Origin of the sequence: Haloechinothrix sp. LS1_15, assembly GCF_033042135.1 — a bacterium.
GTDB lineage: Bacteria > Actinomycetota > Actinomycetes > Mycobacteriales > Pseudonocardiaceae > Haloechinothrix.
In genome coordinates this window covers 1-17,127 of the sequence record NZ_WBXM01000010.1, presented here as the reverse complement: position 1 = coordinate 17,127, position 17,127 = coordinate 1, and the positions used below count along the sequence as shown (strand labels likewise).

At 69.7% G+C, this 17,127-nt stretch carries 8 protein-coding genes; all 8 read left to right on the top strand.

Annotation, left to right across the window (positions count from 1 at the left end; translation table 11 throughout):
• Positions 1–14: 14 nt before the first annotated feature.
• Complete coding sequence (locus F8178_RS15305; protein ID WP_317495483.1) at positions 15–2,969, top strand: ATP-binding protein; 2,955 nt, start codon at positions 15–17, stop codon at positions 2,967–2,969.
• Entirely contained in the window at positions 2,966–5,101 is a 2,136-nt protein-coding gene (locus F8178_RS15300) for a magnesium transporter (RefSeq protein WP_317495482.1), read from the top strand. The genes F8178_RS15305 and F8178_RS15300 overlap by 4 nt, the downstream gene beginning before the upstream one ends.
• A 64-nt stretch (positions 5,102–5,165) precedes the next feature.
• Positions 5,166–5,726, top strand: coding sequence for a hypothetical protein (locus F8178_RS15295; protein WP_317495481.1), 561 nt, complete (start codon positions 5,166–5,168; stop codon positions 5,724–5,726).
• A 5-nt stretch (positions 5,727–5,731) separates the two neighbouring features.
• On the top strand, positions 5,732–6,739 hold the full coding sequence (locus F8178_RS15290) for an NlpC/P60 family protein (protein WP_317495480.1): 1,008 nt from the start codon (positions 5,732–5,734) through the stop codon (positions 6,737–6,739).
• Positions 6,740–6,782: 43 nt separating this feature from the next.
• A complete protein-coding gene (locus F8178_RS15285; RefSeq protein ID WP_317495479.1) occupies positions 6,783–7,547 on the top strand; it encodes a hypothetical protein in 765 nt (254 codons plus the stop codon).
• Positions 7,548–7,570: 23 nt separating this feature from the next.
• A complete protein-coding gene (locus F8178_RS15280; RefSeq protein ID WP_317495478.1) occupies positions 7,571–7,798 on the top strand; it encodes a hypothetical protein in 228 nt (75 codons plus the stop codon).
• Positions 7,799–7,887: 89 nt separating this feature from the next.
• Complete coding sequence (locus F8178_RS15275; protein ID WP_317495589.1) at positions 7,888–8,262, top strand: SdpI family protein; 375 nt, start codon at positions 7,888–7,890, stop codon at positions 8,260–8,262.
• A 371-nt stretch (positions 8,263–8,633) separates the two neighbouring features.
• Positions 8,634–17,127: LamG-like jellyroll fold domain-containing protein (locus tag F8178_RS15270; protein ID WP_317495477.1), on the top strand; the 8,494-nt coding region annotated here is incomplete at its 3' end.

Genomic DNA, 17,127 nt, shown 5'->3' with positions numbered 1-17,127 from the left:
AGCCGGGCGATCCCGTGCCTGGCTCACCCGCGAAGCCGCGGTCCGACAAGGAGGTGCGGGCGGGCAAACGCTCGCGTCGCCTGCCCGGTGAGCAGGCCATGCCCGCCTACATCCCGTCGATCGCCGCGCGCAGCATCGACGGGCATCTGCTGCGGACCACCGGCGAGGTCTACGCCTGGTACCGGCTCTCCCCCCAGCGGTGGTCGTTCCGCTCCGACTCACAGCGCCGTGACCTGATCGCCGCGATTGCGGGGCAGTACGCCGAGCTACAGGGCAGGTGGCTGCACCTGCGGGTGACCAACCGGCCGTACCCGATCCGGATGTGGGCCGAGTCCCACGTGCACAACGCGCGGAACCCGCTGCCGGACACCCACGGCGCGCTGACCTTCGACGACTACCTGATCGGTGAGCAGGAGCAGCTGCTCGGCCGTTCCATGGCGGAGAAGGAGGTCTACCTCGGGGTGCAGGTGCAGACCCGCAGCGTGGTCGACCGTGCGGTGGAGACAGCCGCCCCGTTGCTGCGCAAGGTGCTGCCCGAGGCCGTGGACGCGGAGCTGAGTGCGCTGGACTCCGAGATCGAACACCTCGACCAGATCATGGGTTCGGCAGGCCTCGACGGCCGTCCAGCCGGGGCGGAAGAGATGTCGTGGCTGATGCACCGCTCGTGCGCGCTCGGCCTGCCCGCACCGCGCAGCATGCCCGCCGTCCCGACCTCCACCTGGGAGCCGGAGGACCTCGCCTCGTTCACCGACGTGGCCGATATGTACGCCGAGCCGTACGCCCCCACGGTCACGGTGCGGGGACGGACCGGCTCGAACGCCGGGGTCAGTCGCAGCGTGGCGGTGCTGACCGTCGGCCAGATGCATGGGCTGCAGATCCCGGAGGTCGACGACCCGTGGGTGCAGCACTCGGACCGGCTGCCAGCCCCGGTGGAGTGGTCCGCGCGGATCTACGTCCGCCGCCCCGAGGAGGTGGCAGGCGAGCTGGGCAGGCAGATGAACAAGGTCCGTTCCCAGGTCAAGCACTACACCGAGGAGCACGAGCTGGAGCCGCCGCAGTCGCTGGCCAGGCAGGCATCCCGCGTGCTGGAGATCGACGACGAGATGACCTCCGGGTTCACCGCGCTGGCCACCAGGGTGCGCTCCTGGTGGCGCATGGCGGTGTCGGGGCCGAGCGAGCGGGAGGCGCTGCGCACGGCACAGCAGCTGCTCGAGCTGTACAAGCCGAAGGTCGCGATCGAGCACCCGGAGGCGCAGTACGCGCTGGCGCGCGAGTTCATCCCCGGTGAGCCGGTGGCCTCCGGCGCGCACATGCGGCGCGGCTCGGTGGTCTGGGCAGCCTCGGCGGTGCCGACCGCCACCGCCGAGGTCGGTGACCGGCGCGGCATCCTGCTGGGTGACACCTGCACCGCCACCCGCAAACCGGTGGCCTGGGATCCCTGGATGGCGCAGGAGATCAGGGACGGCTCCGGGTTGACCGCGATGGTGGCCGGCCTCGGTGGCGGGAAGTCCTTCCTCGGTGGCGGCATCGTGTACAAGACGCTCAGGGCGGGCTCGCACTGGACCATCCTCGACCCGTCCGGCCCGCTCTCCCGGCTGTGCGAGCTGCCGGAGCTGCGGCCGTACGCCCGGCCGATCAACCTGCTCAACGCCGAGCCGGGCATCCTCAACCCTTACCGCGTGGTCGCCGAGCCGCGGCTGGAGCACTTCACCGACGAGGAGGACCCGGAACGCGCTTGGCGCAGGGAGTGCGCGCTGGCCGGAGCGACGCGGCGCAGGCTGGTGCTCGACGTGCTCGCCGGGGTGCTGCCTTACGAGGTGGCGCGGCTGCCGCAGACCAGGATCGTGCTGCTACGCGCGGTGCGCGCCGTCGGCGGGCGCAGCGATGCCGACCCGGGGCAGGTGATCGACGCGCTCCGGCGGGACGCCAGCGAGCATCACGAGCACGCGGTGGTGGTCGCCGACTTCCTCGACGAGATGCGCGAGCGGATGTCGTTGCTGATCCCGGACAAGGACTCCGATCCGTACCAGGAAGGTCGCGACGACCGGCTGACCGTGCTGACCATGGCGGGCTTGACGCTGCCGAAGGATGGGGTGAGCAGGGAACACTGGACCGATGCCGAAGCGCTCGGTGTGGAGATGCTCAACCTCGCGGCCTGGCTGACGCAGCGGACCGTGTATCAGCGGCCGAAGGAAGAGCGCAAGGGCGTGTGGATCGACGAGGCGTTCTTCCTCTCCGAGGTGCCGACCGGTCGCGTGCTGATGAACCGGTTCGCGCGTGACTCTCGCAAGTGGAACGTTCGCGTGCTGCTGTCCTCGCAGATCCCCGCAGACTTCCTGCGGATCCAGGGTTTCGTGTCGCTGCTCGACTCGGTGTTCATCGGCAGGTTGGACGACGAGGACGCGCAGGCGGACGCGCTGCGGTTGTTGAAGGTGCCGGTCGGGGTCGGTTACGAGCAGGTGGTGTCCTCGCTCGGAACGCGCCCCGGCACGCAGCGCAACGTGCAGGAGCGCGACCGGGAACCGCGACAGTTCATCTTCGCCGACGGCAGCGGCGGGGTGGAGCGCATCACCGTCGACTTCTCCGGCCCGCACCTGGAACACCTGCGGGATGTGCTGGACACCACGCCCGGCTCCACCCAGGCCGAGCAGGCAGGGAGCAGGCGCGGGCACGGTGAGCAGGGCGACCAGGGCGCGCGGCAGGCCAGCGACCCGGCGGCGGGTGCAGGCGGGTCCGCTGATGCCGCGCAGACGGGACGGGAACCCGCCGAGCCCGGTCCGGCCGAAGTAGGCGACGATTTCGAGCTGGCCGCCGAGCTGGAGCTCGGGTTGACCGAGGAAGCAGCTGCTGGCGGTCCGCTCGCCGGTGAGCAGGGCACCACGGTTGACAGGGAGGTGGCCGAGCAGGCGCGCAGCGTCGGTCAGGGTGCCGCGCCGCGGGGACACAATCCGGGAAGCGATGCCGCATGAGCATCCTGTTGGTGGTCTCGTTAGCGCTGGCCGCCGTGCTGCTGGTGCGCGCCCGGCGCCGCCGGGTCACCTGCGGCGCTCGCGCGCGACGCGGCCCTGCCATGCTGTTGGTCGTCGCGATCGCCGGGGTCGCCACGCTCACGATGACCCCGACGGCGGCGGCGCAGGACTCGTGCGAGCCACCGAACCCGGAGCGGCCCGGCTCGGGCATGGTTGGCGCGATCGATCCCGCCGAGGGCAGGGGTGAGGACGGCAGCGCCTACCTGGATTACAACTACGCGGGCATGGTCTGGCACGTCTACGAGATGGACTGCGGGCCGCTGCCGGGCATCGGCGACCCGAACCGCACCATCGACACCTGGACCGGCAACCAGCTGTTCAACCTCGGCAAGAACATCGTCGGCGCGACCAACGCCCTGCACTACACCGTGATGGAGGGCGGGCTGTTCGCGCCGCTGCACGATGCGATCGAGACCGGGGCGGAGATCGTCTACAACAACATCTACGCCCAGCTGTTCGGCCTGGTCGCGCTGCTGATGGCGATCATGATGTTCCGCCATATCTGGCGGGGTGACCTGCCCGCGGTGTCCAAGAGGTTGCTGTTCGCACTGGCTGCGATGTGGCTGGCGGCGTCCTCGCTGGCGATGCTGCGGTTCCACGACGACATCGACCGCGCCATCGTGCAGACCACCACCAACATCCAGGCCGGGTTCGTCGACGAGGACGAGGATCGGGTCGCAAGGGACGTGCTGCCCACCGCGCTGCACACCGAGATCGTCTACAACAACTGGCTGCGGGGGACGTTCGGTTCCCCTGACGCGCCGCAGGCCGAGGAGTACGGCATGCGGCTGCTGGACGCGCAGGCGTTCACCTGGGCCGAGATCCGCGAGGGAGCCGACGCCGACGAGGAGGTCGTGGCCGCCAAACAGGAGGAGTACGAGCGGATCGCCGAGGAGCTCGGCCCGGCCACCGGCTACTTCACCGGTGAGGACGGCAGCCGCACCGGCGCTGGGTTCCTCGCGTTCCTGCAGAGCATCGTGTACGCGCTGTTCCAGCTTTTCGCCAAGGCGGCCATCCTGCTGGCGCAGGTCGTGGTGCGGCTGCTGACGCTGACCGCGCCACTCATCGGGCTGGCGGCGATGCTGCACAACGACATCCTGCGCAAGGTCGCCAAGGTGGCGGGCGCGGTGGTGTTCAACCTGGTGGTGCTGTCTGTGCTGGCCGGGGTGCACGCGCTGCTGTTGCAGGCGATCTTCAACGCGGGACCGGCGCTGTCGATGATGGCGCAGATCGCGATCGCCGCGCTGGTGACGATCCTGCTGTTCGTGGTGGGCAAACCGGCGCGGCGGCTGTGGCAGATGGTCGACATGTCCACAAGGACGGTGGGCGGGGCGTTGCCCGCGCCGTCGCGAGGACTGTTCTCCCGCTTCCGGCGCAGGCAGCACGAGCCGGGTCCGCAGGATCACTTCTGGCGCAACGTCCGCGAGGATGACCAGAGCGAACCGGCGGGCGGATCGAACACCGGTCGCCGCGTGCGGCCCGAGGCGAGCGTCCCGGTCGCGGCGACCGCCCAGCGTCTCGACAGGGCAGGGCCTGCCGGAGCGCCCGGAGCGGGCGAGGCCGGTGGCTGGCAGCCCGCCGGTGCGGGTGGTGCGGCCGGCTCCGGCGGGGTGAGCGCGGACGGCGACCGGACGCCGTTCGCGGCCAACCCCGCGCGTCTCGGCTACAGCCCGGCTGGTGGTCTCGGTAGCAGCACCGACGGCGGGTCGGCCGCGCGCGGTGGCGGCGCGGGCGGCGGCAGCGGCTACGAGCAGCGCCACGCGGCGCGCAGCGACGGCAGGCCGCGTGCAGGCATGGACGGGGGTGCGCGCCCGGCTCCGGAAGGCGTGGTGGTGCCGTCCCAGATCGGTCGGACCTCGACGACGCCGGAAGCAGGCGGCGGCATCGACAGCGGACCCGCGCTGCGGGATCGTCCCACGGGGGCGGTGCATCCGCCGGTGCGGCACGAGTCCGATGCCGCGCGCCGCGCGGACACCGAGGTGGTCGGCGGGCGCCCGGTACGGGTGCTGTACCGGCCGTCCCGAGGCCTGGAAGTGCAGCAGAACCGGGACACGGACACCGTGGTGAGGTGAGCTGATGCCGATCCGGACGCATCGTGGGCGGGCTGCCGTGTACCGGCGCATCTGGGGGGCGCCGATGCGGTCGCCGAAGCACCTGCTGGCAACGATCACGGCGGGCATCGTGGTCGTGATGGCCATCGGCTTCGTGGTGCCGTACGTGCTGGCCGACGATGACGGCGACGCAGGCGGTTCCGGCGACGGGTATTCGGACACGCGGCAGGGGGCGGCGGGCGATCCTGGTGGCACGGCCGGGCCCGAAGATCAGGGTGCCGCCGAGCCCGCCCCGCCGCGATTGACCGAGCCCAGGGAGAGTCCCACTCCGGCGGAGCCGAGCCAGGAGGCACTGGAGATCGCCGGTCTGTGGGCCGAGGCGTGGGTGGATCATTCCGAGGGGGACACGGTCGAGGAGTGGCTGTCCGGGCTCCGCCCGTACACCACGCAGGAGTACCTGGCTGTCATGGAGTCGGTCGATCCGGCCAACATTCCCGCGGAGGAGGTGACCGGCGAACCGGAAGCCGCCACGTCGTATGTCAACTCTGTCGAGGCCGAGGTGCCGACGGACGGTCCGACGCTGCGGATCACGGTGGTGAATACCGGAGCGGGCTGGCGCGTCGCGCACTATGAACAGGCAGGTTGATCGGCGTGCGGATCGGATGGCTCGTCACGGCGCTGCTGGCTGTCGCGTGCGCGGCGGTCCTGACGCTGGTCATGGTGATCACGGCGGTCACCAGCCAGCAACGGGCCGAGATCGGCGCGATCGACCACGTCAGCTGCGAGGCGATGATCGGGCCGACGCAGCCGGGGCAGCGCAGCGAGGGTGCCTCCCAGGCCGCGAACCTCAACGAGGAACAGCTCGGCGTCGTGTCGCTGATCATCTCGATCGGTCAGGAACGTGACCTGCCGCCGCGGGCGTGGCAGATCGCGATCCAGGCAGGGATGACCGAGTCGCGGCTGCGCAACCTGCCTTACGGTGACCGGGACTCGCTCGGCATCTTCCAGATGCGGCCGTCCATGGGCTGGGGGACGCCGGAGCAGGTGCTGGACCCCCCGTACCAGGTCAACAAGTTCTACGACGTCATGGAGGGCGTCCCCGATTGGCAGAACCGCAGGCCGGGGGATGTGGCCCAGGCGGTAGAGCGATCGGCGTTTCCCGACCGCTATCACGACTGGGAGTCCATGGCGGTTCACCTCGTCGAGGAGCTCGGCGAGGTCGACGACCCGGCGGGCTGCGGCGAGCTGGACGCCGCTCACGCCAACACCGTCCCGCCGAACGGGGCCGCCGAGACGGCGATCCGCTTCGCTCTCGGCGAGCGGGGCAAGCCGTACGTGTGGGGAGCGACGGGACCGGACGCCTACGACTGTTCCGGGCTGCTGCTGCGCGCGTACGAAGCCGCCGGGGTGACGATGCCGCGTGTCTCGCGGGATCAGTACCGGGCGGGTGCGATGCTGCCCGTGGAACAGGCAGCGCCGGGTGACCTGGTGTTCTGGGCGCACGACACGTCCGACCCGAACACCATTCACCACGTGGCCATGTATATCGGCGACGGCGAGATCGTCGAGGCGCAGCAGACCGGCGTTCCGGTGCACACCAGGGACATCTCCTGGGACGAGGACGGGTTGATGGCCGAGGCCGTCCGGCCCGGCGTGTAGGGCGGAGTGTCACGGCGTGTCGCGAGAAGGAGGATGATCAGCGGTGAGGCTCTTCGGTAAGGGCAAGAAGGCCCAGTCGTTCGATCCGCAGCTGGAGTTCGCCACCACCCCGATCCCCAGGCAGTCGGGGCCGCCTGCGTCCAGCACCCCGCTCGCCGACTACCTGCAGCAGGGCGGCCCAGGGGTCACCGACGGTTACGTGGTGCTGCCGCGCTCGCTGGTCGAGCAGATGCCCATCCCGTGGCAGCAGCAGATCACCAACCTGCTCGCGCAGTTCCACAACGAGCACCGGCGGCTGTCCTGGCCGGAATACCGGGTGCTGCCCTCGCGCCGGGAGCGGCTCACCGACCTCGACGAGGAGCAGCTCGCCGAGGCGGGGTACCTGGTGGAGCTCGACGCCGAGGGTGAGCTGGTCTACCGCGAGCGCAACGGGCGGGTGGTGGCCGACCCCGAGGCGACGACGGTGCCGGTGACCTGCCTCGACCCGATCGCGCGCCGGGTGGCGCCGCAGCGCAGGGAGCCCAGCCCCCGGGCTGGCGGGCCCGCTCCGATGAACGTCGGGCCGGAGCCGGTGTGGGAACCCCAGCGGGAAGGTCGCCGTCCCGAGCAGCAGGAGGGTCGTCATGCCGCCGGGTGGCGGCCCGACGACTGGTTCGTCGACACCGCGGAGGAGACCGCGGAGCCGTCGGCGGGCACCTCCGCTGATGCGGGTGAACAGCACCAAGGTGAGTCCACTCCGCGGGAGGAGGCGACCGACTTCGGGCCGACCGGTGAACCGATCGAGCGGCCGTTCCGGTTTCGTGAGTGATCCGCAACCGGGATACTGGGGGCATGACCGCTCGTGACAAGGATCCGCAGCCGGACCCGGGCTGGTACTACAACACCCGCACCGGGGAAGTGGAGCACGGCGAGCTGTCGCGTGCCATCGACCGCCTCGGGCCGTACCCGGACAGGGAGACCGCCCAGCGCGCGCTGGAGATCGCTCGTGCGCGCACGGAGGAGGCCGACGCGGTCGATGAGGCCGAACGCGAGTGGGAAGAGGGTCGGGACGAGGCCTGAGCCGGCCCGGCCGGGTAGCTGATCAGTGGTCACACGCCGCGCGCGGTGACGATTCGCGGTGACGATTCTTGTGGGAGGGACAGTTGGGGGTGCTGTGGGTCGCGGCTCCCGAGTCGTTCGATCCGGCTGGGCTCGCGGTGGTGGTTGTCGCGTTGGGTGTGGCCGCCGTGCTGCTCGCCGCTGTGGCCTGGCTGGGACGCAAGGGTGCGTTGCAGCCCAACGCCGTGGTCGGTATCCGCACGCCGCGGACACTGGAGGATCGCCAGCTGTGGTACCAGGTCCATCACGCCAACGCCCCGTGGCAGTTCGCGGGTAGCGCTGTGACCTTCTGCGCGCTTCTCGGTATGGTGCTGTCCGACCGTTTCCCGGTGCAGGTCACGCTGATGGTGGTGGCCACAGTCGCACTGCTCGTTCCCTGCGTTGTCGCCTTGGTGCAGGTTCGCAGGCTCGGTGGTCCGGCGTGATCGGACTGTGCACGGCAGCCGGTGCGATGCCCATGTTCCGGTGATGGCCACTTCCGCGGCCTGCTGTCATTCCCGTAACCGGCACGGAAGGTTCCGCACGGGATAACAGTCGTTAGTGGACACGCTGCCCTGCGCGCTCCATGGTCCTGCTGCGTACGGAGTAGCGCCGTCGAGGATGCTACCCAGGGTGACCCGGTTGGGATTCCTCACACCCGAAGATCGCAACCAGCCCCCTTGCCGATCATCACACTTTCGAGCTAGGTTGCCTCTTCGTGTTTTCGTCACGATCTGTCTGATTAACGTCGAACAACCGATAAGCGTCTTCTGTACGGTTGATCCGGTTCACGGGGTGGCCGGGGGATTGCGAGGGGATGTCCATGCCGCGCGGCGGCTTGCTTCGCGCTGCTCAATTGCTGTCCATCCTGCTGGCGGTGGTGGTGACGGCGGGGCTGCTGGCGCACCATCCGCGCCCGGCCGTGGCCGATCCGGGCGAGATACCGCAGCAGCGGGAAGGCTCTGCCGAGGGCCGTTCCCACGAGGTGCCGTCCTCGGCGACCGAGGAGCGAGCGGGCCTGGCCGGGGAGCACGACGCGGAGCTGGCGGACGGGCTCGACGCGGATGAGCGGCATCCGGTTCCCCGGCTGGGTGGGGATCCGCAGGATGAGGCCGGTGTCCAGGTCGGCGATCCGGAGCCGCCGGAGCATGCCGAGGCGCTCGGTTTCGACCCGGAGCGCAGCGAGGAGGTCCTCGAGGAGCGCGACGAGAGCCGCGCCGTTTTCGACAACGGCGACGGCACCATGACCGTGCGGCACTACCAGGGCCGCAAGCACTTCCGGGACGCCGACGGCGACTGGCAGCCGATCGACACCGACCTCGAACGCAATGGCCAGGGCTGGAGCGCGGCCGCCGACTCGCAGGACAAGCGCTTCGCCCGCTCGGCGAGGGCGAACACCATCGTGCGGGTCGACCTGGACGACGAGCACTCGGTGGGCTTCGGCCTGGAGGATGCCCAGCCGTCGGTGGGCGAGGTCTCCGGGGACACCGTGACCTATCCCGACGTGCGCCCCGACGCCGACCTCGAGTTCCAGGCCACGCCGGTCGGTGTCAAGGAAGTCATGGTGCTGCACTCGGAGGACGCGCCGACGGAGTGGTCCTTCACGCTCGACCTGAAGGGCCTCACCGCGCAGCTCAACGACGACGGTGCCGTCGAGCTCCTCGGCGGCGACGGCGAGGTGCAAGGCGCGATCCCGCCCGGGTTCATGGAGGACTCGAACGTCGACGAGCGTTCCGGCGACGGCGTCCGCTCCTACGACGTGGACTACGAACTCACCGGCGAGCCGGGCGATCAGGTGCTTCACGTGTCGGCCGATGCCGAGTGGCTGGCCGACGAGGAGCGGGAGTGGCCGGTCTATGTGGATCCGACCGTGGTGAGCAAGGAGACCAACGGATCCACGTTCGTCATGCACCCGTACCACAACGACTACTCGGGAGAGCCGGAACTGCGAGTCGGCACCTGGAACGGTGGCGAGAACCGGGCGGTGTCGCTCATCAAGTTCGATGACGTCACCAGGGACCTGGACGGCATGTACATCCTGGGGGCGCGGCTCAACCTGCACAACATCTGGTCGTACTCGTGCAATAGCCGCCGGATCACGGTACGTCCGATCACCGAGTCGTGGTCGGTGTCCGGCAACAAGTCGTTCCCTGGTCCCGACTGGGGAAGTGTGCTGGTGCAGCCGAGCTTCGCCTACGGCTACAGCGACAGCTGTAGTTCGCGCTGGGTCGGTTTCGACCTCGACGACGCGGGCCGCGACCTGGTGCAGGGATGGGTGCGCGGCGAGCCGAACCACGGGTTGCGGATCAGTGCGTCCATGTCGGACTCGTTCGGCTGGAAGAAGTTCTCCAGCGCGGCCTCGGCCAACCCGCCGTACCTGGACGTGACCTACATGCGGCACTGGGCCGAGTACTCCGTCGGTGACATGACGGAGATGGTCACCAGCACCGATCCCGGCTCCCTGCGGGTCACCGTCACCAACGAGGGTAAGGACACCTGGACCCCGGACAACGACTACAAGCTCGGCTACCAGCTCTGGGACTCCGACGGCAACAAGCTGCCGTGGCGGGAGTACACCGAGTTCACCGACATGCCCACCACGGTGGAGACCGGGGACACCGTCACTCTCGACGCGAAGATCCGCGATCTGCCGCCCGGCGAGTACACGCTGCGCTGGGACATGGCCAAGGTGGGAACCGGCTGGTACTCGGGCGCCGACATCCCGGCCTCGGCGCCGGTGACCTTCACGATCCCGAACCAGAAGCCGGTGGTGGAGTCCATGTCCCCGCCGAGCAACTTCGAATCGGGCACGGTGACCCCCACGTTGATGCTGGAGGGGCGCGACCCGGACGAGTGGCCGGGAGACGGTCTGCGGTACCAGTTCCGGATCTGTGACGCATCCGGCGACGACTGCACCACCTCGGACTGGCAATCCACGTCGCGGTGGTCGGTGCCGGAGGGCACGCTGGCCTGGGGCGAGACCTACAGCTGGCAGGGCCGCATCAGCGACACCGAGGACGCCAGCCCGTGGACCGAGCGTTCGTACCTCAGCACCCACGTGGCGCAGCCTGCCATCACCAGCAGGCTGGCCTCGGCGTCCGAAGAGGACGGCAAGGTCGATCCCGCGGTCGGCAACTACACCAGGGCCGCCATCGACGCCGACGTGAGTACCGTGGGTCCGTCGCTGTCGGTGCGCCGCACCTACAACAGCCTGGATCCTCGTGACGACCTGGCTTTCGGCGCGGGGTGGACGACCCGCTGGGACATGCGCGTGGTGCCGGATGACGACGGATCCGGCAACGTGGTCGTGACCTACCCCGACGGCAAGCAGGCCCGTTACGGCAAGGACCCTGACGGCAGCTACGCCACCCCAGCTGGTCAGGCGGCCACGTTGGTCGACGACGGCCACGGGTGGGTGCTACGCGCACAGGGCGGCAGCCGGTACCGCTTCGACGGTGACGGGTTGCTCGTGGAGATCATCGACGCGGCGGGTCGCGAGCAGCGGCTCGACCACGACGACGAGGGCAGGCTGGTCCGCGCCACCGACGACGCATCCGGCCGCTACCTGGACTTCGGCTGGTCGAACGGGAACGTCACCGAGGTGACCACCGGGCCGGATCCGGAAACCACCTGGACCTACTCCTACGACGGGCCTCGGCTGGTCGAGGCGTGCGACCCCACCGGGGTCTGCACCGAGTACGACTACGAGCTGGGTGACCGTTACCGCACCACGGTGCTGGACGCCAACCCCGACGCCTACTGGCGGCTGGCCGAGGATGAGGGCGAGACAGCCGAGAGCGAGCAGCCGGGTTACTGGTCCAGCAAGGACGGCACGCTGGTCGACATCGAGCACGGCAAGGACGGCCCGATCCAGGGCGCCGATTCCGGCGCAGCCGGGTTCGACGGCGAGTCCAGCATGGTGCGCATCCCGGATGAGGTGATCCACGGCCGGGACCACCTCTCGGTGGAGATGTGGTTCCGGACCGGCGAGCCAGGGGCGCTGTTCGGTTACCAGAACTGGCGGCTGGGTGACGGCAAGGAGACCGGCTACGTTCCCGCGCTGTATGTCGGTGCCGACGGCAAGCTGCGCGGCCAGTGGTGGATGGGCGACGACGACCCCATCACCTCCGATGTCGCGGTCACCGACGACGAATGGCACCACGTGGTGCTCTCCGGTGCGGGGGACACGCAGACGCTGTACCTGGACGGTGTCGAGGTGGGCAGCCGCAGCGGCGCCATCGACCACCTGGACATGACGTCCAATCAGATCGGCGCCGCCTGGGTGGAGGGCTGGCCGGGCCAGCCCGGCTCCGAGCCGGTCAGCCACTTCTCGGGCAGCATCGCCGAGGTGGCGGTCCACCACCGCCCGCTCGGTGAGCTCACCGTCGCCGAGCACTACGCGGCCCGGCAGGCCTCGGAGCGGTTGACCGGTGTCACCGGCCCCGGTGAGGAACCGCTGGCGGAGATCACCTACGACGACGCGACCGCGCGTGTTGCCGAGCACACCGACGAGCACGGCGGGACGTACCGCATCTCCGAGCCGGAGATCAGCGGCGACGGCCACCGCTACGGCGAGTCCGTGACCGACGCGCGGCCCGACGCGTTCTGGCGGCTGGACGAGTCGGAGGGCGTGATCGCGGACGGTCACCCCGAGTTGCGGCGCGGCGAGTACCACCGCGCGGGCGGCGGTCGGGTGGACGGCCCGTTCCCCGGATCGCACGCCCGCGAGTTCGAGGGGGAGTCGAGCCACGCCCGGCTTCCCATGCACCAGACCATCTCCAACAACGAGATGTCCGTCGAGATGTGGTTCCGTACCACATCCGACGACGGTGGGGTGCTGTTCTCCACCGGCAACTTCACCCGCGACGACGAGCTGGAGGGCACCGGCTCGATGCCGGTGCTCTACGTCGGCACCGACGGCAAGCTCTACGGGCATTTCTGGAACGGCGAGGTCGAGGGCATCGTCACCGACGACGCCGTCACCGACGGCGAGTGGCACCACGTGGTGCTCTCGGCCACCAACGACCACCAGACGCTGTACCTGGACGGCGAGCAGGTCGGCACCCAGTCCGGTGAGATCAGCACCGACTACCGGTACAACTATGTCGCTACCGGGGTGCTGACCACGGCGGACTGGCCCGCGCGGCCGGCGGACGACTGGGGTCACTTCGACGGCGCGATCAGCCACGTCGCGCTGTACCAGCGCCCGGTGACCGGGGACGAGGTCGGTGCCCACTACGGGGCGCGCGACGACCGGGACGGCTACCGCGAGACGGTGCGCGAGTCCGGCCCGGCAGGCCTGTGGGGTCTCGAGGAAGACGGCATGGCACACCGTGCGGATTCCGATCCGCAGCTGTCGCAAGGCGAGTATCACGACGTCGACCACGACGTGACCCCGCCGATGGCGGGGTCCGGTGCCGTGGGCTTCGACGGGGAGAGCTCGTACGTCCGGCTGCCGGACAGCCTGGTGCAGAACCGCACCCGCAAGACCGTCGAGATGTGGTTCCGCACCACATCGGATGACGGTGGCGCGCTGTTCGCCAACGCGGATTCGCTGCCAGGTGACACCGAGACGCCTGGCGCGATGCCGATCCTGTATGTCGGCACCGACGGCAAGCTGCACGGGCAGTTCTGGAACGGCAGCGTCGAGCCCATCAGCAGCGACGGGCGCGTCGACGACGGCGAGTGGCGTCACGTGGTGCTGCGGGCCGACCGGACGCGGCAGTGGCTCTACCTGGACGGCAGCCTGGTCGGCACGCAGGAAGGGGAGATCGACAGCAAGCGTCGGCACCACTTCGTCGGGACCGGCAAGTTCACGCTGTCCGGTGGCGAGTGGGTCGCGCGTCCCGAGGACGACTGGGGATTCTTCGACGGCGACATCGCCGACGTGGCCGTCTACCAACGCGGTATCGCCCCGGGCGAGATCTCCGATCACTACGCGGCCAGCGTGGCCGCGCACACGGTGGATGTGATCGACCCCGACGGCAATGTCACCACCCGGACCTACGACCCGACCAGCGGCGGCAGGCTGGTGTCCAAGACGGACCCGGCGGGAGCGACCACCGTCTACGGCTACGACACCGGCGGTTTCGTGCACACCGTGACGGATCCGAACGGGAACGTGACGTGGATGTCGCACGACGAGCGGGGCAACATGCTGTCCCGCATGCGGTGCCGCACGGACGGGACCGAGGCGTGCCACGCGAGCTACTGGTCGTACTTCCTCAACGAGGACGACCCGCTGGACCCGCGCAACGACAAGGTCACCGAGTATCGCAGCGCACGGTCTGCCTCAGCGGGGGATGATCGTTTCCTCACGGAGTACTCCTACACAGAGGACGGCCAGCTGGCCGAAGTCACCTCACCGGGACGGAACCTCGACTCGCGACGTACCGAGAAACGCGCCTACACCGACGGTAGCGAGCAAGCCCCGGACGGCGGTACGCAACCACCGGGTCTGCTGGCTTCGGTGACCGACCCCGAGGGCGAGGAACAGACCTACGCCTACAGCAGCGCCGGGGACCTGGTCACCGAGACCGACCCGGCGGGGAAGGTGACCCGGTACAACCACGACGAGATCGGCCGGGTGGTCACCGAGACGGTCGAGTCCTCGGAAGGCGCCTACGCCGCGCAGACGAGCTACACCTACGACAGTGCGGGAAGGCAGCTCACCGAGACCCGCTCACCGGAAACCGACCCGGTGACAGGGCAGGAGCACCAGCAGCGGACGGTGCGCGCCTACCGCGCCGACGGCAGGCTCGCCTCGGAAACGGTGGAGGACATCGCCGGGGACGACCCGTCCCGCACCACCACGTACTCCTACGACGAGCTGGGCCGCCAGGTCGGCGAGACCGGACCGGAGGGTGGCACCGTGACCGTCACCTACGACGAGTTCGGCGAGGTCGTCGAGCGCGTCGACGAGGTGGGAACCCGGTTCACCTACACCTACACCGACGCCGGTCGCCGCCCGGCCACCACCACGGTGCACGACTTCAGCGGCGACGGTAGCGAGCGCGACGTGGTGCTGGAGTCCCGCGCCTACGATCCGGCGGGCAGGCTGGCCGAGGTCACCGACGCGATGGGCAACACCACCGCGTACAGCTACTACAACGACGGCCTGCTGGCCACCGAGCACCTGCTGGACTACGAGGACCCGGCCACCGGCGAGACGCGGGACTTCCAGGTGGCCGCCTACGGCTACACCAGGGATGGGCAGGTCAACACCGAGATCACCGGCGACGGCCGGTACACCACCGAGATCGGTTACGACCCGGGTGGCCGCGCGGACCGGATCACCGACTACGACGGTGACGAGGAGCTGCGCACCACCAGGAAGAACCTCAACGCGGTGGACGACATTCTGGTCGAGGCCACGTTCGACGGTGACGGGAACCTGCTCGAACACATCGAGTACGAGCGTGACCCGGTGGGTCGGGTGACACGCGAGTCCGTGGCCGAGGGCGCGGACCTGCTGCACACCGAGATCGAGCGGGACGAGCGGGGGCTGCGGCTGGCCGTGACCGACCCGCGCGGCGCCGACGGTGCCGATGCGGCCGACTACACGGTCGAGTTCGCCTATGACCGCTTCGGCAGGCAGATCCGCGAGATCGCGCCGCCGGTGGAGGTCGAATCGGAGGGTGATGAGCCGGAGCGCACCCGGCCGGTGACCGAGACCGGGTACAACACCTTCGGCGATGTGGTCGCCGACGTCGACCCGAACGGCAACGTCACCCGCTACGACTACGACCGCGCGGGCAGGCTGGTGTCGGAAACCCGCCCGGACTACACGCCGCCGGGTGCCGACGAGCCGATCACGGCCACCACCACGAGGGAGTACGACGACGCGGGCCGGGTGGTCGCCGAGGTCGACGCGGCCGGGCACGAGACCACCTACGGCTACGACGAGCTGGGCCACCTGCGGAGGGTCACCGACCCGCCGAGCGTGACGGGTCAGGCCGGTGGCACCACCATCGCGAACTACACGGCGACCGGGCTGCGGCTGCTGGTCTCCGACCCGACCGGGGCTCAGACCCACGCCACCTACGACGGGTTCGGCAGGCAGATCACCGAGACCGTGGTGGAACGTCAGCCGCAGGAGCGTTACCTCACCACCGAGTTCACCTACGACGAGCTCGGCAACCCGGCCAGCGAGACGGATCCGCTGGGGCGGACCACCACGCTGGAGCACAACGACCTGGGCGACCCGGTGTCGATCACCGATCCGGCAGGGGTGGAGACCACCGCCACCTACGACGGGGTGGGGCGGCCGGTGGAGTTGCACGACCCGGCGGGCACCACGACGAGGTTGGAGTACGACCTGGCCGGCCGGGTGCTCTCGGAGACCGATGTGGACTCCGATGGTGAAAAGCTGGCCAGCCGCAGCTTCGACTACGACGGGGCGGGCAACCGCGTCGCCGCGACCGACGAGCTGGGCAACACCACCACCTACGAGTTCGACGCGCACGACCAGCTGCGGTCGATCACCCGCCCGGTGGACGACGACACGTCGATCGCCAGCGGTTACGGCTATGACGTGGCGGGCAACATCACCAGGGCCACCGACGGCAACGGCAATACCACGGTGTTCACGGTGAACTCCTGGGGGCTGCCGGAGTCCACGATCGAGCCCGCCACCGACGAGACCCCGGAGGTGGCGGACCGCAGCTACACGGTGTCCTACACCGCGCGGGGCAATGTGGACACGCTGGCCAAGCCGGGCGGGGTGGAGATCAGCAACACCTACGACCCGCTGGGCAACGTGACAACCCAGACGGCAGAGGGCGCCGAGGCGGAAACCCCGGACCGGGAATTCGCCTACGACGAGGCGGGCCGCACGGTCCGTGCCTCAGCACCGGGCGAGGACAACGTCTACGACTACGACGACCGGGGCAACCTGATCTCGGCGGAGGGGCCCTCGGGTGTCACCGAGTTCGCCTGGGACGACGCCGGTTACCTGATTCAGGCCACCACCGAGGCGGGCAGGGCCGACTACTCCTACGACACCACGGGGAGGCTGGCCACGGCCGACGACCCGGTGTCGGGTGCCGCGGCCTCGTACGGCTACGACGACGCAGGCCGGGTCAGCACGATCGACTACGGCGGCGTGACCCGCTCGCACGCCTACGACGAGGCGGGCAGGCTGGTCGCTGACGAGTTCACCACCGGCGAGGGCGAAGTCGGCTCCATCGCCTATGGCTATGACGAGGCTGGGCGGCTGAGGTCGAAGGACACCAGTGGTGTGGCTGGTGCGGGGCGGAATTCGTACGGCTATGACGATGCGGGCAGGCTCGTCTCGTGGGATGACGGTGACA